This window comes from Desulfobacter latus (assembly GCF_013389365.1).
Taxonomy (GTDB): domain Bacteria; phylum Desulfobacterota; class Desulfobacteria; order Desulfobacterales; family Desulfobacteraceae; genus Desulfobacter; species Desulfobacter latus.
In genome coordinates this window covers 1-22,543 of sequence record NZ_JACADJ010000068.1, presented here as the reverse complement: position 1 = coordinate 22,543, position 22,543 = coordinate 1, and the positions used below count along the sequence as shown (strand labels likewise).

Here is a 22,543-nt window from a genome sequence, read left to right as displayed (position 1 = left end):
GGGCATATACCTGTCCACGGGTTTGTGACATCAGTGCGGCTAAGGCCTGGCTGGCCTGGGTCTGGGTTTCCAAGAACTTCTCATGGGCCCGGGCGGTCTGGGCCTGGAGTTGCTGCATGGCATTGAGTCCCTGGACAAGAATGTCCGGGTTTGCCGGCACATGTTCGGTTGAATTTGACGTTATCATGGATTGGGACGCATTAAATTCAGGGTGCGGAAAAGATGTCATGGTATTTCCTTGTGTGGTGGATGTCTGTTGAGTTGAACCCGTTGTATAAACAGATGAATCCTGTACATTGTTTTTATTTTTTTGTTCTTGGGATGTCCGGGCTTTTAAAGGCTGGGATTTTGTTGGCTGGGGTTGTGCCGGCCGGTCAGGGGCATGTATGGGTGCCTGTTCCGGCTGAGTCATTTCTGGTACCGGGGGTTTTGAATTGGCACCGTTGATCATGATAACAAGTTTCTTAGACTCAGGCGGAGGCACATCCTCTTCCCAGGCAGAAAGATCCACCGGGTGGCCTGCTGCTGCAAGGGCACACAAGCCCATCCCCAAATCCTGGATACCGGCATTTTTCCCGGCTGATTTTCCCGCTGATTTATCCAGGGCAATGGTCTGTATACCCTGGTTTTTTAAAATGGAATTAATCAGACCGCACAGAACCGACTTGGGGCCAATCTCCACAAAGGTGTCAACACCTTGTTCATGCATCTGTTTGATGTTGCCGATAAAATCCACCGGGTGCATCAACTGCTGCCCTAAAAGATCCTGGGCTTTTGCGGAATCCTCGGGGTAGGGTGATCCGGTCGTATTGGATAATACCTTGATTTGCGTCGGTGTGATGGTTGCGTTCTTGGTCAACGCATTAAACGGTCTTGCGGCATCTGATACCAGGCGGCTGTGAAAGGCTGCGGCCACCGGCAGTTTGACGGCCCGCATGTTGCGTTTTTTACAGATTTTTTCAGCGTTGAGAATGTGTTGGGTTTCCCCGGATAACACACCCTGGACCGGGCTGTTCTTATTGGCCAGGACAAGGTCAAGTTTCTCTTCTTCAAGGAGGGCTTCGATTTTTTCAATGGGGGCCTGGATCGCGAGCATGCTGCCGGGATCACCGGCACGTTGGCCGGCCTTGGCCATGAAGTTGCCCCGGGCAGCCGACAGTTCAAGACAGGTCCGGACATCCATCCAGCCGGCGGCATATAATGCGCACAACTCTCCGTAACTGTGGCCGCAAGTCATATGGGGTGTTACCTTGAACCGGGAAAGAATGTTCAGCATGGACAAAGAGACCGCACCAATGGCTGGTTGGGCGATGCGGGTCTGACGCAGGGCTGCCTCGGCCGATTTTTTATCCATGGCATATTCCGGCGGCGGATACATATAGGCGGACAGCAGCCCATCTTCTTCTGCATCCGTGTTTCTGACACAGGCCTGAGCCATATCAAGCATCTGAAGGCTTTCCGGAAAGACAGACATAATCTGACCGGCCATGCCGGTGTACTGACTTCCCTGGCCCGGAAAAACAAACCCCAGTTTCCCTGAGGGTGGCCCTTGACCGAAGAATATAGGGGATTTGGCCGGTTGATCACCAGTGACCACACCTTTTGCCTGGGCCATCCGTTCAAACACATCATCCTGGTCAGAGACCAGAATCAATACCCGCACGGCATGTTTTGATGAGAATACTTTTCTGGATTGGGCGGCCTGCCAGGCAATGGCCTGGGTAACGGCGGCCTTGTCCCTGATATCATAGGTTTTTATGGCTTCAGTAACCGTATCAAGTTTTTCAATTATCTCTTTTTTCGTTTCCCCGGAAAGCGCCAGGATCTGCACGGTACCATCCCAGGAGATGTTTGTTTTTTCAGGCGCGTACTCTTCAAGCACGGCATGAAAATTTGATCCGCCGAACCCAAAGGCGGAAACACCGGAGCATCGCAAAGCATTATTCGTACCGTTGCCGGCCCCATGGCTGATCCAGGGTCTTGCAACCTGGTTGAGATAAAAGGGGGAGTTGTGTATATCCAGGTCCGGGTCAGGCGTTTGGGCTTTCAGGGTGGGAGGGATGACCTTGTGGTGCAACGCCAGGGCTGCCTTGATAATGCCTGCAGCACCTGCGGCCGCTTTGGCGTGCCCGATCATGGATTTCACGGACCCGATGGCTGTGGATTCGGTTGCTTTGTCTTTGAAAAATTGTTTCAGTGCCGTGAATTCAACTTTGTCACCCACCCGGGTCCCTGTGCCGTGGGCTTCAATCAGCCCCACGGATTCGGGCAAAATGCCGGCATTGCTATAGGCGTTTTCCAGGGCCTTGATCTGTCCTTTGGCCTCCGGGGCATATACGGCCGAGGTGCGGCCGTCACTGGACGTGCCCATGCCTTTAATAACCGCATAAATCCGGTCCTGATCACGTTGGGCATCCGCCAGCCGTTTAAGCACCAGCAGGCCGACGCCTTCGCCAAGCACCGTCCCGTCAGCGTTTTCTGAAAAGGGCCGGGCGTCACTGCTATGGGACAATACACCGGTTTTGGCAAAGCACATGTGCATGAAAATGTCATTAAGGGTATCCACCCCGCCGGTGATGGACATATCACACTGTCCGGTTTCAAGTTCCATGATGGCCGTATGAATGGCGGAAAGAGAGCTTGCACAGGCCGCATCACACACCGTGTTGGTGCCGGACAGGTCCAGACGGTTGGCGATTCTTCCAGCCACCACATTGCCCAAAAGCCCCGGAAATGAATTTTCCTGCCAGCTGACATAGGAATCGCTGATCCATTTTAATACGCGTTCCTTTTTATCAGGATCAATGCCGGCGGCATCCAGGGCGTTGTTCCAGAACGGATGCCCCAGTCTTGCGCCAAGGGGAATCACCAGTTCCTGGGTGCCGGTTACCCCGAGGATGACATTTACCCGTTTTTCTTTCAGATGGGCATGCCCCACAGGGTAGCCTGCATCGGCCAGTGCCATGCGGACCACTTCCAGGCCGAGAAGCTGGGAGGTATCTGTGGCGTCAATGTTTTTGGGGGGCATGCCATAGGCTAACGGGTCAAAGGCAATGTCCGGTAAAAAACCACCCCGGTTGCAATAGACATGGTCCGGGCATTCCGGGTCTTCATTAAAATAGTCTTTCAGACGCCAGTGTGAATCTTCAGGTACTTGTGTTATGGCATCAATGCCGTTGAATATTAATTTCCAGAATTCTTTAAGGTTTCTGGATTCCGGGAAGATACAGCCCATGCCGATGATGGCAATGGGCGTTTTAGGGGTACAAGGCGTCTGTGTTTGGGATTTGGGTGTCATATATGAAAACAATTATAGTATGGTTGCTGGTTTAAAATATATTTTACTATATATATGGCAAATATGATCAGATCACCTGCCGGAAAGGATATTGACAAAAATTTTACATAAATGAAGGTTATGAGTATTGAGTATTGAGTATTGAGTATTGCGTGGTGGGGAAAACAGCTTGTTTTCAATCTCACGACTCACGACGCATCACTCAAAACTCAATACTTTTTTAATATGTCATCAAGCGGCATGGGAGAAAAAAGTCCTGCGCCGGCGGGCAGTTCAAGTCCCTGGGCCCTTGCAAATGCGGCCCTGGTGACAACACAGGCGCCGGTGAGCAGATTCATGGCGATTTCTGCTGCAAACCGGTTGGTATGGGGCTCAAGAAAGCTGCCTTTGGCCCATTGGTTGAATGCCCCCATGGCAGGGCCGCACCAGACCTGGTAGTCCATTTTACGCTGGGGATTGCCCTGGATGGCCCACCTGGAAGACTGCCCAAGATAGGATCTGAAAACCAGGGCCATTTTGTGGGCCGGATTCTGTTCTGCCCGATCCACCTCCTGCTGAATTCCCCGTGACAGGAAAAAATCCCGGGTGGATTGCCATGCGGCATCAAACGAAGTTAATAGATATTTATCTTCAATTTCTTTTTGAGCAGCCGGGGGAAGGTCTGCAAAACAGGTATAGCTTTTGTAAAACTGATACAGTTTTTCCGCACGTACAGGAAACAAGGTACCCCGTTTAAGCACCTGAACCCGCGCGCCGATTTCAAACATGTCTGCGGAAGGGGCCATGGCAACGTCCGCCTGTTCAGCCTGGCTGAGCAGTTTTTTAACATCCTCGCAGATGCCGGCCTCCACACATGCCTGGTTAATGGAGCCGGTAAGGATATATGCGGCCCCCATGCTGAAAGCGGCAGAGGCGGATTCCGGCGTGGCAATGCCGCCGCCAAGACCGACACATAGCGGGGTTTTAAAATTATATGTTGCCATGGCTTCGTTTTTCAGGGCAATGAATGTAGGTAAAAGCGCCAGGGCAGGGCGGTTATCCGTGTGCCCTCCGGAATCGGCTTCGGCCGTAATGTCCTGGGCCATGGAAATTTGAGCGGCAAGCATGGCTTCATCTGACGTGAGCATCTGCTGCTCAACCAACTGGTCGAGCAGTTTTTCCGGCGGTGGTGCGAAAAACTGCCGGGCCACTTCAATGCGGGATACTTTTGCAATAATGCGGTTGGGGGTGACAATATCACCCTGGTTGTTTTTATGGATGCCTTTGACACGATAATAGACCAAAGGCAGGGTGATACGCATGAAGGCTGCCGCAGATATCAGGGTTACCCCATGGTCAAGATAGAGTTGTACCGTTGCCATTTCATGGTCAGGGTCTGCCAGGCTGTGAATCAGATTGAATCCAAAGGGTTTATCCCCAAGCCCTTCCTTCAGTTCAAGAATGGCTGTTTTGATTTGTGAAAGACTTAATCCGCCGGCACCAAAAAAACCGACCATCCCGTTTTCGCCCATGGTCTTGACAAGTGCTGTGGACGCGATGCCGTTGGCCATGGCACCGGCCACATAGGCATATTTTAAACCATGGCGACGCTTAAATCCTGAATCCCCAAGGCTTTCCGGGCGTATGGCCGGCACATAGATCTGGTCTGACAGCGACGCCATATTGCTTTGTGATGGACGGCTGATATGTATCCCGTCAAAATTTTTTATAAGCAGTTGCGGACGGCTGATATCATGAATGGCCTTAACTAAATCAAGTTGCGATGTCATCGTGTTATATTGTCTCCGCCCATACTGTGCAATATGTTATAATATTGCAATATGTTATGATATATTAACGCTACTCCCCAACGTTACGATGCCTGCAGCGCTGAGGTACAATTTTCATGGCTGAAGTCTAATAGCATAACCAATGCCTGTAATCAATATCTGCCGTATCTGTGGCAGTATTTCTAAATTTTTATTCCAGGATTAGAAATTTCTTTTCATCATCACCGGATTAGGCGTACACTTCGGATGAGAAAATAAAACCACTTGTATGGGAGAATATGATAATGTCCGAATCAGCAATTGAAATTTTAGAAGAACAACTCAAAGCGCTTCTTGGCGACTCCGTTCCCGATCAGGCCGTCTATAACATTAATGCCGCCATGGAACTTGCCGGGATGCTTGAAGCCGAAGGATTTACCTTTCAGTTAAAAGATATGTGCCCCAAGAGTATGACCGAAACCAACTGGCGTGCAACATTTTTAAAGGAAGATGCGGCATTTTCAGCCGAAAATCCCCAATCATCCGTGGCCGTGTGCATGGCAGCCGTTGAGGCACTTAGGAATGGGTCGTAAATGACTTGCCCATTTTGTTATATTCGGGAGCGCGGACGTATTTACTGCGGGCGGGACGCCCGCGCTCCTAAATTAAGTTATTTCGGGCTCATTCCTTAAGTGTTTGAGTTTTATTCTGTGATTAACTCCCGGGCCTTGATCGCCAGTTTTTCCCTGAAAATTTTGGAGTTGTGCCGGATATCCACGGGGAATTTGTACTCAATGAAAATGGATTCAATACCGGCGGTCAGAGGATTTTTGCCGGCCAGGTCAGACAGTTCCAGAAGAAATTGTTTTTCATCGGAAATTTTTTCAAAAGGCTCCACAAACACCACCGGAGTCTGACGGTTTTTCGGGCCGACACCTGTGAGCGCGCTGCGGTAGACCTTTTCATGATTGTTGAATATGGCTTCCACGGGGATGGTAAACAACGTCTCTTTTCCGGTTTCAACCCGGTGGGCCTTTCTGCCGCAGAACCAGATTCTGCCTTTGGAATCCTTCCAGCCCAGATCCCCCATGCGGTGCCATACCTTACCATCCGTATCCGGTATTTTGGCCAGAAGATCGGCATTGGCATCGTTAAAATAATGTTCGGTAACCAGGTCTGCTTTTACCGTTATTTCTCCCACCTGGTTTTCAGGCACCTCCTGGATCTCCTGGATCTGGGTGATGGGCTCGTCGGAAATTTCGATTAATTTCACTTTTGTGTTTTCAATGGGCCGGCCCACGCACATGCCAAAGCCCTGTTCCGAGAGTTTTCTGGTTTCCGACAAAATTTCATGGGACCCGATGGATATGATGGGAACCGCTTCCGTGGCCCCGTACGGCGTATGAATCTGGGTCTCACTGGAGAGCATGGATGAAAACTGTTCAATATTGGCGGGACTGACAGGGGCACCTGCAGAGACCACACGGCGCAATGACGGCAGTTTGATTTCGTTTTCCCGGCCGTATTTTCCCACCCGGTTCAAAAGGGCCGGGGAGGCAAACATATTGGTCACGCCATGGTTTTCGATGGCCTCGATAATTTTGACGGGATTCACCAGGGCCGGTTTGGTGGGGTCCATGTCCGGAATTACCGCCGTCATGCCCAGGGCAGGATCAAACAGAGCAAAGAGCGGAAAGGTGGGCAGGTCCACCTCATCGGGCGCAATCTTAAAATGGGACTGGATTTGACGGATCTGGGCATCAAAATTTCCATGGGTGTATATCACGCCCTTGGCAGGCCCTGTGGAGCCGGTGGTAAATACAATGGCAGCCGTTTCATTCTCCGTGGTCTGCACCGATTTGAAAGGTGTACCCGGGAACCTGTTCATCAGCTGGTTCAGGGTATGCCCGCCCCAGAACCATTTTTTGCCCACGGTGACCCATCGCTTTACCGTTTTAAAAAAACCGGGGCGCAGGGTGCGAAGCACATGGGCCTTTTCAATGCCGATAAAGGCTGTGGGCCGGCTTCGGGCAAGGCATTGCAGCATCCGGTCAATACCCATGCCGGGATCCACCACCACGGGCACAGCCCCGATTTTGAACATGGCAAACACCGTAAGAAAAAAATTTATGCCCGGGGTCACCATTAAAATGGTGCGGGTTCCCCGGCCAATGCCGATGCTGTCAAGTCCGGCCGCAAGGTTGTCGGATTGCTGGTCAAGCTGGCGAAAGGTCAGCTGACTGTAAAGGACCCGCCCGGACCTATCCCGTGAGGCCGGGTAGACCACAGCCCGTTTAAACGGATATAGGTCGGCGGATTGTTTCAGGCTCTGGGCAATATTGGTATAATGTGTCATAAAAACATCTTTTTTATTTTATACAGGGTTCCTTTGACCATGCCTTCGGGCGCTTTGGGCAGGGCTTTTTTTAGCGGGGCTGTCAGTTCTTGGGATTCTTCAAGGGCTTCGTTGGCGTCCTGGATCATCTGTTCAGCAGTCTGATCAATCTGTTCCTGTCCTTGGGCCTCGTTGACCTGGAACAGCACAAAGGTTTCTCGAATGGGTTTTTCCAATTTTTCAAAAGCCTTTTTTAAAGACTGTCTACCTTTGTCCCATACCTTTTTCTGGCCGTCGGCAATCTTCTTTTGATCCGGATACTTGGTGGCCACGGCATCAATACGGGCGATTTCAGCCTCAAACAAATCCATCTCCCGGTTAAAGGCCACCAGGGCCTCGTAAAGTTCGGGCATACGGGCAAAACAAAAGGCGAGCATCTCATCGGGCAGGGTGACATGGGCAAGGGGGACGGATCGATACCCCCGGCTGTCTTCGGTACCGGAACCTGAAAAAAATTTGGTGTACGCAAAAAAACCACCCCCGCCAAGGATGCCCAGAACAACCAGAACAATAATCAGCTTTTTAAACCAAAATGTCTTCTTGGATTTGACTGCCTTGGATTCGTCAGCGGTCTTATCCTGGGCAGCCGGGTCCTTGGATTCATCCTTTTTTTTCTTTTTTAAGAGTCCCATAATATCCCAAATTATCCGGAACCGTTCTGAAAGTCAAAATACAAAAGAAATGTCAGGACAAAAAGTTTTGAATCAATTCAAGGGTCGGGCCGGGCTTATCTTCGAACAGGTAATGACCGGCATCCTCAAATACATGGGCTCGGGATTGGGGGAATCTGTTTTTAAATTCTTCAAGAAAATGACTGTCAAAAACAAAATCCCGGGTTCCCCATAAAAACATGAGCTGAGCCGGGTCAAGGGCGCTAAGGCCCTGATCAACCGTTTGAACCCTGACATAACTTCTGTCTTTTGGTGTTATCGGGATATCCTGGACAAATTTCAAGGTGGCAATACGATTTGCCCAACTGTTGTATGGGGCAACAAGGCCTTTTTTAACGGATAGGGGCAACCGGGTGTTTGCGCCAAGATACAGGGCACCCCGGGCAAAAACATTGGCGCCTAAAACAGCAGGCACGGCAAAGGGCGCAAGATATTTAATGGCCCATAGTGCTGCCGGAAAGCGTTTGGATGCCGGCAGAAGAAAGCCCGAGGTGTTGGTGATGACTATTTTATCCACCCGGTCCAGGTTGTCCAGGGCCCAGGCAAGGCCGATCATCCCGCCCCAGTCGTGCACGATCAGCGACATTTTTTCACGAATATCCAGCCGGTGGATAAGGGCATCCAGGTCCGCCACCCGTTGATCCAAGGTGTAATCATACGCTTTAGCCGACGGCTTATCTGAAAAACCGCATCCGATGTGGTCCAGTGCAATGGTCCTGAAACGGTTTGAGAGCCCCGTGATCAGATGACGGAAATAAAAAGACCAGGTGGGATTGCCGTGAACCATGAGTACAGGCCTGCCCGTGCCCTGATCCACATAATGCATTTGATTTCCGTTGATCCGGGCATAATGGGGGTCAAAGGGGTAAAGGTCCTCAAAACCTGCGGTGGACGTCAGATGACCGTTTATTGTTCTTGTTACCATTCCACCCCCATAAAATAGCAGTTCAGTCCGGACCCCACCCCTAAAAAGGCCACAAAATCGCCGGGTACAAAGAATCCGCGTTCATCGGCAATGGCCGCGGAAATCGGCAGGGATACGGACCCCACATTGCCCAGGAAAGGAAAGGTGGTAAAATCCTTTTTCCGGTCAATCTTCATGGCAGAGTAGAATTTATGGTGATGACCCTCCCCGACCTGATGAGCAACGAATTTGTCCGGCTTATCCCCAGGCAGCGCCAATTCGTTGCGAAATAATTCATAGGTTTCCATGGCCAGTTCCGTGCCGTGGTCCAGCACTTTCTGGGCATTGGTGCGCATGATCACCCTTGAATCCGTGGGCATACCCTTGTGTTCAAATCCCCAGGAACAAAGCGCCCAGTGACGGATCGCATTATTCACCACCCCGCCTTTGACTTTATGGCGCGGGGTCGAAGCCTTGCCCAGGGTTCCGTCGGTGAGCAGAATTGCCGCGGCGCCGGAGCCGCCGGTCATGGTGGCCACGGCTTCTCTGTAAAAATCAATGCTTTTGTGGGTGTTGATCTCTTCAATGGTCGCATCCACAATCTGCCGGGCCGACTCACAGGAGACCACAAGTCCGGCGTTAATATGGCCGAGCTGGATCTCATTGGCCACATGAACCATGCCTGTAATCATGCCCAGGCAGGCAGATTTTACATCATATACATGGGCCCTTGGCCCCACCCCGAGCTTGTCTGCCACCGCACAGGATGTGGCCGGTTCAAACCCGTCCTGGCACACCCCGCAAAAACAGACGGCACCCAGTTCTTCAGGGCTGATACCGGCTTCATCCAGGGCCCGCTGCCCTGCCACGGCCGCATGTTCGGCCAGGGTATGATCTTCATCCCAGTACCGGCGCTCCCGGATGCCGGTCAATGCCTCCAGCTGGCCCGGCACAAATCCCACAGCCTCAAAAAAAGGGGCGAGCTTTTCATCAATTTCACCGCTGGTCACGATGTGGGGTGCCAGTTCATATCCAAAAGATTCAATAAACACCTTGTCGTACTTCATGTTTTCCTCCAGTACGCCTCAAGATCCTGGCGGGTCAGCCCGGTCAGTTTCATTCCCATATCCTTGTAAAACACAATCTCAAGGTCATCTGAAAACATATGGGCATCCGCCGTCACAAAAGGTTGGGGCGCATATCCGATTGTTTTTATCTCAATGTCATAAAGGGCTTTTTTCGTGGCGCGGGTCACAGGTCCCCGGCACTTCAGGTCACTTTCGTTTTTTTCCAGCACATCGTAGCAGATGTCGTCATGGGGCAGCACCCAGCCCATACGCTGAACAAACACCCGCAGGGTATGGGCACAGCATTCATACATCAGGGTGCCCGGCATCACCATATCATCAATAAAATGGCAGGTCAGAAACCAGTCATCTGGATGGATATCCGCCTGGGCAATGATCCGGCCCATGCCGAATCGTCCGCCCGTGGGGTCCAGGTCAAGAACCCGGTGGATCAGGCGCATGGGACCGCCGGGCAGCCATTGATTTCTGCCGGTGCGTTTCCCTTGAAAGTCTGCGCCGAACGCTGTTTCAAGATCCCCTGTGCGAAGGGCATCCACCTGGGTATCATCCAGGCTTAGCCGCTTCACCGGAGCAAACCAGGCCGGTGGCGGCCCTTGTACATTCATTTCCTGATCTTCTTTTTTCAGGATAATGCCCCCGGAATTTTCCACCTCCTGTTCGGTGAAAAAACCTGCGCACCCGTCGCGCATGGAGATAAAGGGCAGCTGATTGATGTATCCCTGGTAATGAAAAAAGAAGAGATAGACATCTCCCTGTTTTAAAAAGCGGTCGATCTCAATGTGGTATTCAATGGTTTCGCCGGGCACGGGCAGGCTGCGGTGAAATGTCACCTTGGCATCAAGCAGGCGGTATTTGCGTTTTCCCTGGACCACATGGTCTATGCCCAGCCAGGCGCAAAGGAACAGGTCGGCCTGGCCCGCTTCAATGGAGATGGAAACCGGGGCTTTGCCGCCGTCCAGATACCAGGCATTTTCATGTACATCATGCTGGGTGACCACTTTCCCGGACGTTAAGGACAGTTTTTCCCCGTGTACGGAAATAATCCGGTCCACCAGCATCAACGGTTCATCCGGTAGCCGCACCCGAACCGGGTAGGTGTCAATGATATTGAAATCCGGCCCCAGCACATTTCCGGCTTTTCCCACGGCAAATTCAAGGCATTGGTCCCGATCCATGAATACGTTGGGAATTTTAGGAAGCGTTTGGGGCGGGCAGACTGGTTTCAGACCGGTTGATGCATGCCGGCCCGCCGGCGCTGCGCCGGCAATGGCGGCAAGCTGTTGGGTCATGGCCTGGGTATTTTGGGCGGATAACTCCAGGAAACGTTCATGGGTCCTGGCCGTGACCGCCTGGGTATAGGCCAGCAGTTCCGGGATTGTGTCGCCGGGAAAAATAGATGGCTCAGGCGAATCGGGGTAGAAATCAAAAGAATCTTCCTGCCGGACCGGTTCAAAATCGCCTTGGGTAATCAATTGTCGAGGAAAAGGCGACCGGGTCACAGGAATCCGGATGCAGGTGGGTGAGTGCTTGTCTTTCTCCCGGTCCATCGGAATGTTAGGGGCGTCCTCGCCCTGCACTGAATTATGGTGGGCTGACAATAGAACATGCCCTGCAATACCATCCCGGGTCAGGCACCCTGCAACAGCGGTTTTCGGGACGCCGGGATACTTGTGCAACGGTCCTGGAAATTTTCGGGTATAAAGACACAATGCGGCGGCCGTAACGGTAAACAGGCCTGCGGCCGCCCCGGTGTGGCCGGACAGCGCCGCCGGGCAGAAAACCGGCAACGCGTTGGGTTCAAATCCAGACAGTTCCCCTGCTCCCAGAAAGTGAGATGCACTATGCGTCACGGCACCAAGCCCGATATCATTGACGTTCATACCGGCATGATCCAGGGCCTTTTGTAAAGAATTTTGGACAACCGTTGACCGTGAGACGTGTGCCTGATCACCGGTTTCCCCGGCAAGGGCCGCCCCTCCGGCACGTCCCACACCATTGACCACGGCATAAATCCGGTCATTGTCCCTTTGCGCGGCGTCCAGGGATTTGAGTACCAGGGCCGCAGCCCCTTCCGAAGGCAGGGCCATAGGGTCTGTGCCGGTCAGGACCAGATCCCGGGTAAAGCTTCTGATGTCGGCGGCAAGATCCACGGCCGCACATAAAAAGGTGTCGGTCTCCCCTGCGGACAGGGATTTAACGGCAATATCAATGGCTGTCTGCCCCGACGCTTCATCCGCAGACAGGGTAAAGCAGGGGCCGCCCAGCTTAAACGCCCGGGCCAGGCGGGACGCCACAATGCCGCCAAGGGCCCCCAATGTTGAATCAAAAGTTAATGACGGTCCGATGGTGTCCAGCAAATCCGGGGCGACGTTGGCGTCCTGCCCCTGGATTTGCCACCTTAAATGGTAATCCGTGGCCCCGAAATCAAATTCAATGCCCACGGCACAACCCATGTTCACCCGGGGCGGTTGTGACGCATCCGGTTTGGCTGATATGCCCGCATCTGCCAGGGCCGCCATGGCGGCTTTGAGCATCATCAGATGCTGGGGCAGAATCCGGTTCATCTGGTTGGGGGGGATATTAAAATCTTTGAGATCAATACTCAGATCATTCATGAATAAGGTTAAAGCACTGCGGATTTCAGGGGAAAGATGGTCAAACCGTCGCCACCGGGCTTCTCCCGAACGGCCGACAATGGATTTTTCCCCAAAAATAAGCTGGGCAAACGCGCCAAGGCCGTCAGCACCGCCGGATATCAGACCCATACCCACGATGGCACAGGGTAGACTTTTTTCGGCCGGCGTCGGTACAGCACGCACTGCGTGGCTGCCGGACTCGGCCTTAAAAGATTCCACAAGGATCTGGGCATTGATGCCGCCAAACCCAAAGGCGGAGACTGCGGCCCGCAAAGGCCGGCCCTCAATGGTAGGCGCCCAGGTAGCGGGCGCGTCCTGGACCCTGACACCGGTATGCTTAAACGGGGAGTCATCGGGCAGGGCATTGAAATTGTTGGATGGGGGCAGCAGCCCCTGGTTCATGGCCATGACCGTTTTAATGAATCCGGCCGCACCGGCACCGGTCAGCAGATGGCCGATGTTGGACTTTACCGAACCAATGGACAAGGCCGTGTCCATGCATTGATATTTTTCGAGCATCTGCATGATACTGTGGACTTCCACCTGATCCCCCTTGGGGGTTCCGGAACCGTGGCATTCCATGTACTGGATATCCTCAAAAGACCAGCCGGCCATGTCAAAGGCACCGGTCATGGCCCGGACCTGGCCTTCACTGGCCGGGGCCACCAGGTTGCCTTCAATGTCGTTGCTCACCCCCCATCCTTTAATCACCGCATGGATGGTGTCCCGGCCGGCCAGGGCATCGTCCAGGCGTTTGAGCAGCACCAGGCCGGCACCTTCCCCCACCACCAGACCATCGGCATCCCGGTCAAAGGGGGCGCACCGGCCTGTGGGTGACAGGGCCTGGAGCTGGGTAAAGCCCACCTGGGTGTAAAGGGACTGGGGCCGGGATACCCCGCCGGCGACCATGGCGTCCACCTGGCCTGACAGCAGTTGTTCGCAGGCAAGCTTTATGGAAAACAGGGAAGAGGCACAGGCGGCATCCAGGGTGAAACTGCCGCCGGTCAACCCCAATACCCTTGCCAGAATTGATGCCGGGGCCGACAGCATGCCCGCACCCCAGGCCTGTTGCCGGGAGGGCATGGCAGGGTTAGATGCCAGAAAAAGATTGCGGGTCATCTGCGATGCCCCCGGCGTAGGCAGGGCAATGGCAGCAAGTACAACCCCTGTGCGTGCCCGGTGTTCTTCGGAAAGCCGGGCATGGGTCATCAGTTCAATGCCGGCGGCAAGGGTTAAATGGTGTACCGGGTCCAGGGCGTGGAAAAATTCACTATCCAGACCATGCCCGGCCATGTCTGCCTGGCAAAAGTCCAAATTGGAAGGATTGAATACGGATTGGGAAATCAGTCCTGCAAACCGGCTGCAGGCCCGGTCCGGCAGCGGGGTGCCGGCGTGGTTGTCCACCATAATCTCCGGCGGTACTCCCCAGCGGTCCTGGGGGACCGGGATGACGCTGGATTTTTTTGCCATGACATTGGCAATGAACTGCTGGGTATCACAGGCGCCGGGAAAAATACCGGACATGCCGACCACGGCAATATCTACGCGTTTCAAATTCATGGAGCCCCATATAATTGACCCGGAAAAAGATTGCAAGACAGCTTTGTAAAATTTGTGTAAAATACCTGCAAGGTCATTAACTTATACGCGTTAATTTCAAGAGACATGAAACAAGAGACAAGGGGGGCGAAGCGCCTTTGGCGCTCATTTATTGCAGGATCAGTATCATGCCCTGGAAAATTGAACGAAACAGAAGAAAACAGGTAAATACAGATAGTCCTGCGCAAACCAGCATATCTATTTTTCCTGAGCTGCGGCGCTCCTCATACCCAAAGAGACATGCCAGGATAAAGCCTGCGGCAAACCCGCCGCCATGGCCCCAGTTGTTGATATTCGGCAGGATCAGTCCAATCAGTACCAGGCTGAAAATCCAGGATTTGGTCTGGTCAAATACCATCTTTCCCCAGCTGCCACCCCGGGACCAGCCAAAATAAAACAGGGCACCGATCAGTCCGCAAAGACCGGCGGAAGCGCCAATGGTCACAGGGACACCGCCCAGGCAGGAGATAAAAAAACCACCGGCACCGGAAAGGATATAGATGGACAGCATCCGGTCGCGCCCGAATTCCTTTATTGTGAGCGGGGCAAGGGTGTGAAGCGCCATCATGTTGAAAAGAATGTGCAACAGACTGCCGTGCAACCAGTTTGCGGTGAAGATGCTGCCCCAGTCTTGGGTATGGGCCAAAGCCATGGTCCCGGAGGCACCAAGAAAAATCAGGGCATCAATGGATGGTGACAGGGCCGTCAAGGGATTCAGGGTAAAATGAAGTCCCCGGGAGAAGAGCAGGGACACGGCATACATGATCACGTTGATCCAGATTATGGTTTTTATCGTGAATTTTGTCCGGTCATCTATCATAGTGAAAAAGAGGCCTGTTTTTTTGGGGATCAGTGAATGGTAATATCTTCTATTGTCACGGCAGCCAGGTACTCTTTAACCGCCCCCAACGTTAAGGCAAACATCTTGGTGCCTGCAAGGATAACCATGGGATCATCCGGGGTGCCGCAGGCATCGGCAAACACAGGCCCCATAACACCGGTGGGATCGGCGTCTTCGGTCTGGTTTTCCTGCATCTGCTTGACAAAGGTATCCAGACGTTCCTTGAGTATGGCAAAATAATCAATCCGGGTGCCTGTGGTGGTTTCCGTCAGGGTTGACACATTGTTTGAAATCTCGCGGATCTGTTCCCAGAATGATTGGGTCAAAGGTGTCTTGTTAACATCTGTGACCGTCATGTAAAAGGCAAGCCCCCACCCCACACTCAGGATCTTAAGAATGGCCAGTTCATATTCCAGACGGTTCAGGTCTATGGGGTGCCCTTCGGGGATTGTACCTAAAAGTGATTTAATGTCAGCCCTGTCAATGGCAAAGGCTGAAAGGTTTTCGGCCGTCTGTTCCACGGTAAGGGTGCCTGCCGGGTTATTTTGCATTTCGGGGGATCGTCCTTTGTCTGCATTCATCTGTGTTTTGATTTACCTTTACGCCATATCAAAATTTAGTTATCTTTAACCGTAAAAGACTAAAATAACAATCCCCTGGTCAAGTGTAAACCCGGAAGGTAATGATATGTTATGAATATTTATCAAGAAGCTGCCAGAAAAGTTATTGATTCGCGCTATTGTGTCGCCTTTACCGGTGCCGGCATTTCCGTTGAAAGCGGCATCCCGCCGTTCAGAGGGAGAGACGGGCTGTGGAATAAATATGATCCGATGACCTTTGAAATTAATTATTTTCTTGAGAACACGGCCAGGTCCTGGGAGATCATCAGGGAAATTTTTTATGATCTGTTTGGTCATGTCCTGCCGAATACCGCCCACTATGCCCTGGCAGAGATGGAACATCGGGGCCTGTTAAAATCAGTGATCACCCAGAATATTGACAACCTGCACAAGGATGCCGGAAACATTGCAGTTTACGAATTCCACGGGTCATTAAAACAGATCATCTGTCTGCACTGCGGGCAAAAAATGAATGTGGCCCAGGTGGACATGAATCATCTGCCCCCTACCTGCCTGACCTGTGGTGGTATGATGAAACCTGATGTGGTGTTTTTCGGTGAAGCCATTCCCGAATATGCGGCGTCCAAGTCCATTGATGCGTCCCAGAGAGCGGACTGTATGATACTTATCGGCACCACAGGCACGGTGGCCCCGGCCAACACGCTCCCTTTCCGGGCCAAGGCACGCGGTACTACCATTATAGAAATCAACCCGGACCCGTCGGAATATACCGACCAGGTAACGGATATATTCATCCAGGATAACGCCACAAGGGCCATGGAACATCTCATGGAAGCTATTGATGAGCTTGTTTAAGATAACGCCTTGCTTATCCATATAGCTAACTCCCATGTTCTAACGAACACAACAAACTGTGAAAAACATTTTAACCACAGAATACACAGAAGCCACAGACGTCTATCTTCAGTGTATTCCGTGATTTCCGTGGTTAAACTTTTTCATATAAATCTCATCGTTCACGAGTACGATTAAGAGCAAGAAAAGGAGAAAAACATGCCTGACGACTGTCTTTTTTGTAAAATTGCAAACCATGAACTTCCCAGTGATATGCTGTATGAAGACAGCGACTATGTGGTATTCCGGGATATCCACCCCCAAGCCCCTGTCCACCTGTTGATCGTACCCAAAACCCATATCCGCAGCGTCAACGACATTGAACCGGCGCATAGCGAACTTGTGGGAGGACTGTTCACCCTGGCGGCAAAAATGGCCCTGAAAGAGGGGGTGAACAAATCCGGATATAAGCTGCTCTTTAATGTGGAAAAAGGCGGAGGCCAGGAAATCTTCCACCTGCATCTTCATCTGTTTGGGGGTTGGCAAAAATAAATTTTACGCCATCACATAGATGCCATGCCCCATTTTATAACAGAATCAACAATGGTGATGCACAGGGCAGCTATAAATGTTGTAAAAAAATCTTTAATTTGAAAGTCATTGAGCATTTTATCGGTAAGCCACAGGAGTACGGCATTGATCACCAGTTTGAACAGCCCGAATGTAATAATGATAAAAGGAAGAGATAAAAGAATCAGCAGCCAGCCAAACAAAAAATTGACCAGACTGTAGACAATAGCCACCATAATGGCCGTTCCAAAATGCTTAACCCGGATACCGGGTAAAAAATTGGCTACCAGAAATACCGCAACGCTTAAAATTAGAATGTTGATCAACATTGCCATTTTTTCCTTTTTATTAGGGTTAAAAGTAAAATAACAATTTATTGGAATTTTCATATAAAAACAAGAAAACAGCAATTCTAAATTTGAGTCGGTACGCCATCTTGCTCTTGCTTTTAAAAATCAGGCCACCAATTTTTGATCATTTATTTGAATTCGCTATTATTATTTGCTATAGTTTTTCACCCATAAAGGGGGTATTTTCTTTAACAAATATTATTGTTAATATAATAGAGATGTTATATAAATATTCCCCATAAAGAAATAAGGCGTAAACCATGAGGAAACTGTCTGACATTATCAAGGGAAAAACAGATATCCAGGTGATCATGGGAACCAATAACGACCATTAATATGCTGATTGTTCACCTTTAACTGTATTTAAGAAAGGAAACGACATGGCAGAAACTGTCATCAAACTGGGCCGAAAGAAAAAGGCCTCAACTTTTATCGACAAGGTTAAAGAGATTCTGCCCGAGGGCGGAAATCTTAATGCCTGCCTGACATGTGGCGTCTGCGCATCAGGCTGCCCGGCCACCGGGCTGGCAGACATGGATCCCAGAAAATTTCTGCGCATGGCTGCTCTGGGCATGGATGAAGAAATTGCTGCATCAGACTGGCCCTGGATGTGTACCATGTGCATGCGCTGCATCCATGTCTGCCCCATGAAAATTGATATTCCCCAGCTTGTTTACAACGCCAGGGCATTACGCCCCAGAGAAGATCGCCCAGTGGGCATCCTGGGTTCCTGTGACGCGGCCTTGATGCACGATACCGGTTCAGCCATGGGCACGTCAGAGGAAGATTTTGAATTTGTGGTTGAGGATGTCCTGGAAGAGTATCAGGAAGCTCAACCGGAATTTGAAGATATGGAAGCCCCCATTGACAAAGAAGGGGCAGAATTTTTCCTTAACCAGAACTCCAGGGAGCCGGTCACCGAACCTGACGAGATGGTGCCCTTATGGAAAATTCTTCATACCGCCGGAATCAATTGGACCTACGGCTCCAAGGGATGGGGTGGTGAAAACTATTGTATGTTTCTGGCAGATGATGATGCCTGGAAACATCTGACATCGACCAGCATTAATCAGGCCAGGAAGTTGGGGTGCAAAACGTTCCTCAATACCGAGTGAGGGCACGTTACTTACTCGGTCCGGGCCGGAGCGAAAAAATTTAATCTTGAGAGTGATGATTTAGAAATTAAAAATATTTATGAATACTATGCAAAATGGATCCGTGAAGGTCGGCTGAAACCCAGTTCCGACTGGAACAAAGACCTGAAAATTAAATTCACGGTACAGGATCCCTGCCAGATTGTCAGAAAAAGCTATGGCGATCCCATTGCCGACGACCTGCGTTTTGTTGTGAAATCCATGGTGGGTGAAGAAAACTTTGTTGACATGCAGCCTAACCATTCCAACAATTACTGCTGCGGTGGTGGCGGGGGATTTCTCCAGTCTGGTTTCAAGGAGGAACGTTTGACCTACGGGCGGGTGAAAGACCAGCAGATAAAGGCCACCGGTGCGGATTACTGCATTGCCGCCTGCCATAACTGTCATGCGCAGATTCATGAACTTAGCGAACATTACGAAGGGCATTACGGCGTTGTTCATTTATGGACCTTGCTCTGTCTGTCATTGGGCATTCTCGGACCCAATGAAAGAGAATACCTGGGAGATGACCTTAAAGAAGTAGCCGTCTTCCATCCTGAAACCGCTATGTAGTACGATTTTGTTTGAGCAGATACAGGGCCGGCAGTCGGATTTATACTGCCGGCCCTTTTTTTTAGGCCCATGATCGGAATAAAATCTTCCAAAATTTTGATTATGGGCCTAAGAGCTTGGGGGGATGTCTGAGTATAAGGCCCTGGGGCAGGCTTTCCCCAAAAATGGACGCTTCATCGGCGGATTCAATGGGAACCACCGTTTGAATCATATCCAATGACTTTTTAGGTGCCTGTCTCTGTTCAAACCACGGAACAATGATTTGAATCATACCCTGGGAAACATCACGCGTTCGATCCCCGGTTTTCCTGAGAATTTGAGCCAATGCCGTCGCAACCTGATCCTTGGGTGTCCAACTGATCTTCATCAATCTTTTTGTCCACCGCTCCACCTCTTGTGCCGGAACAACTCTATCCACAGAACCATAAAGAAGCTCTCTGGCACCAATTCTGGACAACGCCCAAAACATTTGATGCGGTGTTTTGCCCGGTTTCAACTGGGGGATCAGTTTTTTTGACAACGCAATCTTATCTTTTATCAACAGGCGCTCCATATTTGCCGCGGCCATCCACACTTCAGTCATCTCTTGTTTAGGCACTTTTTTTCCAGCACCGTTATTCGCCAATAAATAGCTGGAAACATCCTGAAAAAACTGCCGCTGTTGACCGGCAGTCAATCCCCCTGCAATGCGACGGCAGAATATCCACCATTCAACGGCATTTTGCTTGGCTTTCGGAAATAAACTTCTTTGTAAATAAACCTTCCATAGTTTGGGCATCCGAGATTCATCAAAGGCATCGCCAAATCCCGGTCGAACGCAAAATCCGGTCAAGTTTAACCATCGAATTTCGTGCTCCGGGCTATTCTGCCGCCATCCGACATTTTCAATCAGATGGTCTGCCACAGATCTAAGAAAGGATAAAGGCCATTTATTTCTTTTTGTCTCCACCAGTTTTTCTATATTTTTTACAACAGAAGACAATCGGGCATTGTCGGCAGATCCGGAAAAAGCGTCCGTTAACAGATTACGAACATTATTTACGGTATCATCATCATAAATTTCACTCTCGCCGGCTTCACCAACTTGGGGTTCCCGCAATTGAAACTGAAGCGTCCAACGATGGGATGACACGTTTGAGCGGCACCACATTGCAAGGGTTCCCATCTCGGTATATTCCGCTTCAATTTTAACCGGAATCCGTTTTGACTCCCCTTTTTTTCCAAATTTAATAATGGTTTTCAGGGGGGGCAGCGGTGTCAGAGAGTCATCAACCTCTAAAATATCGCCACTTTTATCACCGGATCTGAAACTGGAGCTGAACATTGAAAAAAGAACCGGCTGGTTGGTTACGACGTCAAATTCCATCTCCGGTAGCGCGATCAAAGAGCCTTCATCCAATCCACGCTCCACAACGCACATTATTTTTTCGCAGGTTGCGTCACAGGTTTTATTCCGGGCATTATCCGAAGCAATGCCGATGTAATAACTTCTGGGGCTGCCGCTGCCGACACGCACACCAATGCCTTGTTTGACAAGACCATAGTAAGAGGCCCCCAGGGCAACCGAAAGGTCTGGATCACGATTGTCCAGCACCGTCGGCAGCGCCTGATTCTCACAGGAAAACCATTTTCCAATTGCTGCCCTGATTTTATTTTGAAACACAGACGGTTTTAACGAGCCGCCATTAAACAGAATATGATCCGGTATGGGTTCTTTACCCAAGGTCGCTTTAACACTTTCGCGATGGCGCTCCAAAAACCATCCGATATGGCGGGTTATCGCAGGTTCCTGCTCATACGGAAGACCAAATTCGGCGATTGCCTTTCCGGATTTTTCACAATTAACAAGGCTGGGCTCAACTTCTGGAAAAAAGCCTTGGCACAAGATATCTTCCAGCTCCTCTTTTTCCAGATCAGCTGACAATGTATTGGCTATAAGGGAGCGTCCCTCGCCTCTTAATACAATTCTAACCCGGTTTTCATCACCGTTTTCATCGCTGTCCAGAAGAAGCTTTTCTTTTGCAGCCCGGCATTTATAGCTCAGTGTTTTCCATTGATCCGGGGTCAGGTGTGCTTTTTGGGTGAATTTTGACGCGACATACCGTGCCAGGGTAAGATCAATATTGTCTCCGCCCAGGATAAGGTGATCTCCGACAGCCACCCGCTCAAACCGCGGACTGCCTTCCGCCTCTTTCAATGAGATCAAGGTAAAGTCGGTTGTTCCCCCGCCCACATCGCAGACAAGGATCAGGTCATCTGCTTTGACATGGGACTGCCAGTCATGCTCATGACGTGTCACCCATGCATAAAACGCAGCAAGCGGTTCTTCCAGCAGCGTGATATTTTTACTGAATCCGGCCTCTCGTGCGGCCTTCAGCGTATATTCACGAGCCGCTTCATCAAATGACGCCGGCACGGTGATGACTGTAAATTGATTTTCAAGAAACAAATCCTCATCTTTAATAAAGTGATTCCATGCCTTTCGAATATGTCTCAAATATTCACTGGTTGCTTTAACCGGGGAGATTTTATCCACATTCTGAGATCCCCATGGCAGGATCGGGGCTTCACGGTCGGCCCGGGAATGGCACAGCCAGCTTTTTGCAGATGAAACCAGCCGGGATGGGACTTGTGCGCCGTGCTCCCTGGCAAACACGCCTGCAAACAGATCATTTTCCTTTTTCCATGGATGCTTCAGTGCGTTGCCGGCAACATCGTACTTTCCGGGAATATATAAAAAAGAAGGCAGCACCGGAACAAGTGAAAATTCACCCGGCCCGGTTAATTGAGGCACCTTGAAGACTTTTATTTCATTGCCGATGCCTGCTCCAGCACTCTGTGTGTCTATGTGAGTCAGGTCAGCGTATGATACCGCCGAATTGGTAGTCCCCAGATCAATTCCTACCACGTATCGTTTATAGTCATTGCGGTGAGAAAGCTCCGAAGTCTTCAGCTTCGGGGATGAATCACCGCGTGGTGTTTGTTTAACCTTGTGATTCAATATACGTCCCTAACCGTTTCAAATGATTCTTTCGTTCGTATTCCATTTTTACATCATTGCCATAGTTTTTTGATGAAACACTAAATCGACTTGTTTAATATTTTTAACAATTGGCTTAATTCCATCTGTTATTTTTAGATACGCTCCTTTATTGGGTTTTTTGTAAATTTAATCCTATGCGCTTATGTTTAGTAAGGTTACAAAATTATATCAAATAGTAATTTAAAGAATTAAACTTACGACTCAAATAGAATTTTTTTATTAAAATGCAAGCACTTTAAATGGCTGAAACCCACAGCCTCTATTCCTTATCCTTATAAG

15 protein-coding genes are annotated in these 22,543 nt (G+C 50.5%); 4 read left to right on the top strand and 11 right to left on the bottom strand.

Translation table 11 applies throughout. The features are described 5' to 3' along the window. Together HXW94_RS15275 and HXW94_RS15270 are read right to left on the bottom strand one after the other, a co-directional pair. Positions 1–3,298 (bottom strand): type I polyketide synthase (locus HXW94_RS15275; protein ID WP_178367766.1); only part of this gene is annotated, 3,298 nt, incomplete at its 3' end. A 209-nt stretch (positions 3,299–3,507) separates the two neighbouring features. Beyond that, on the bottom strand, positions 3,508–5,067 hold the full coding sequence (locus HXW94_RS15270) for a PfaD family polyunsaturated fatty acid/polyketide biosynthesis protein (protein WP_178367765.1): 1,560 nt from the start codon (positions 5,065–5,067) through the stop codon (positions 3,508–3,510). Between the two features lie 284 nt (positions 5,068–5,351). Between HXW94_RS15270 and HXW94_RS15265 the strand changes: the two genes are divergently transcribed. Continuing rightward, positions 5,352–5,639 (top strand): hypothetical protein, encoded by a 288-nt coding sequence (locus HXW94_RS15265; RefSeq protein WP_178367764.1) that lies wholly within the window; start codon positions 5,352–5,354, stop codon positions 5,637–5,639. Between the two features lie 110 nt (positions 5,640–5,749). Here the strand turns inward: HXW94_RS15265 and HXW94_RS15260 are convergent, their stop codons facing one another. The 7 genes from HXW94_RS15260 to HXW94_RS15230 form a co-directional block, all read right to left on the bottom strand. Then, entirely contained in the window at positions 5,750–7,402 is a 1,653-nt protein-coding gene (locus HXW94_RS15260) for a fatty acid CoA ligase family protein (protein WP_178367763.1), read from the bottom strand. Beyond that, positions 7,399–8,073: a hypothetical protein gene (locus HXW94_RS15255; RefSeq protein ID WP_178367762.1), complete on the bottom strand. Its 675-nt coding sequence runs from the start codon at positions 8,071–8,073 to the stop codon at positions 7,399–7,401. Before HXW94_RS15255 ends, HXW94_RS15260 begins: the two co-directional genes overlap by 4 nt. Before the next feature lie 52 nt (positions 8,074–8,125). Further along, positions 8,126–9,037, bottom strand: coding sequence for an alpha/beta fold hydrolase (locus HXW94_RS15250; RefSeq protein WP_178367761.1), 912 nt, complete (start codon positions 9,035–9,037; stop codon positions 8,126–8,128). Further along, positions 9,031–10,083 (bottom strand): 3-oxoacyl-ACP synthase III, encoded by a 1,053-nt coding sequence (locus HXW94_RS15245; protein WP_178367760.1) that lies wholly within the window; start codon positions 10,081–10,083, stop codon positions 9,031–9,033. The genes HXW94_RS15250 and HXW94_RS15245 overlap by 7 nt, the downstream gene beginning before the upstream one ends. Further along, positions 10,080–14,300 (bottom strand): hotdog fold thioesterase, encoded by a 4,221-nt coding sequence (locus tag HXW94_RS15240; protein WP_178367759.1) that lies wholly within the window; start codon positions 14,298–14,300, stop codon positions 10,080–10,082. The genes HXW94_RS15245 and HXW94_RS15240 overlap by 4 nt, the downstream gene beginning before the upstream one ends. A 148-nt stretch (positions 14,301–14,448) precedes the next feature. Next, positions 14,449–15,159: a rhomboid family intramembrane serine protease gene (locus tag HXW94_RS15235; RefSeq protein ID WP_178367758.1), complete on the bottom strand. Its 711-nt coding sequence runs from the start codon at positions 15,157–15,159 to the stop codon at positions 14,449–14,451. Positions 15,160–15,188: 29 nt separating this feature from the next. Further along, positions 15,189–15,761: a hypothetical protein gene (locus tag HXW94_RS15230; protein ID WP_178367757.1), complete on the bottom strand. Its 573-nt coding sequence runs from the start codon at positions 15,759–15,761 to the stop codon at positions 15,189–15,191. A gap of 111 nt (positions 15,762–15,872) precedes the next feature. On the opposite strand from HXW94_RS15230, the gene HXW94_RS15225 reads away from it, so the two are divergent. Further along, positions 15,873–16,616 carry an NAD-dependent deacylase gene (locus tag HXW94_RS15225; RefSeq protein WP_178367756.1) on the top strand — a complete coding sequence of 248 codons (744 nt, stop codon included), beginning with the start codon at positions 15,873–15,875 and terminating at the stop codon, positions 16,614–16,616. A 198-nt stretch (positions 16,617–16,814) separates the two neighbouring features. Next, positions 16,815–17,147, top strand: a complete 333-nt coding sequence (locus tag HXW94_RS15220) for a histidine triad nucleotide-binding protein (protein ID WP_178367755.1) — start codon at positions 16,815–16,817, stop codon at positions 17,145–17,147. An 11-nt stretch (positions 17,148–17,158) separates the two neighbouring features. On the opposite strand, the gene HXW94_RS15215 is transcribed toward HXW94_RS15220, so the two are convergent. Then, positions 17,159–17,494 (bottom strand): phage holin family protein, encoded by a 336-nt coding sequence (locus tag HXW94_RS15215; protein WP_178367754.1) that lies wholly within the window; start codon positions 17,492–17,494, stop codon positions 17,159–17,161. A gap of 401 nt (positions 17,495–17,895) precedes the next feature. Here HXW94_RS15215 and HXW94_RS15210 point away from each other — a divergent pair, with 401 nt between their 5' ends. Further along, a complete protein-coding gene (locus tag HXW94_RS15210; RefSeq protein ID WP_178367753.1) occupies positions 17,896–19,221 on the top strand; it encodes a (Fe-S)-binding protein in 1,326 nt (441 codons plus the stop codon). A gap of 100 nt (positions 19,222–19,321) precedes the next feature. Here the strand turns inward: HXW94_RS15210 and HXW94_RS15205 are convergent, their stop codons facing one another. Further along, positions 19,322–22,129 carry an Hsp70 family protein gene (locus HXW94_RS15205; protein WP_425484221.1) on the bottom strand — a complete coding sequence of 936 codons (2,808 nt, stop codon included), beginning with the start codon at positions 22,127–22,129 and terminating at the stop codon, positions 19,322–19,324. Between the last annotated feature and the right edge of the window lie 414 nt (positions 22,130–22,543).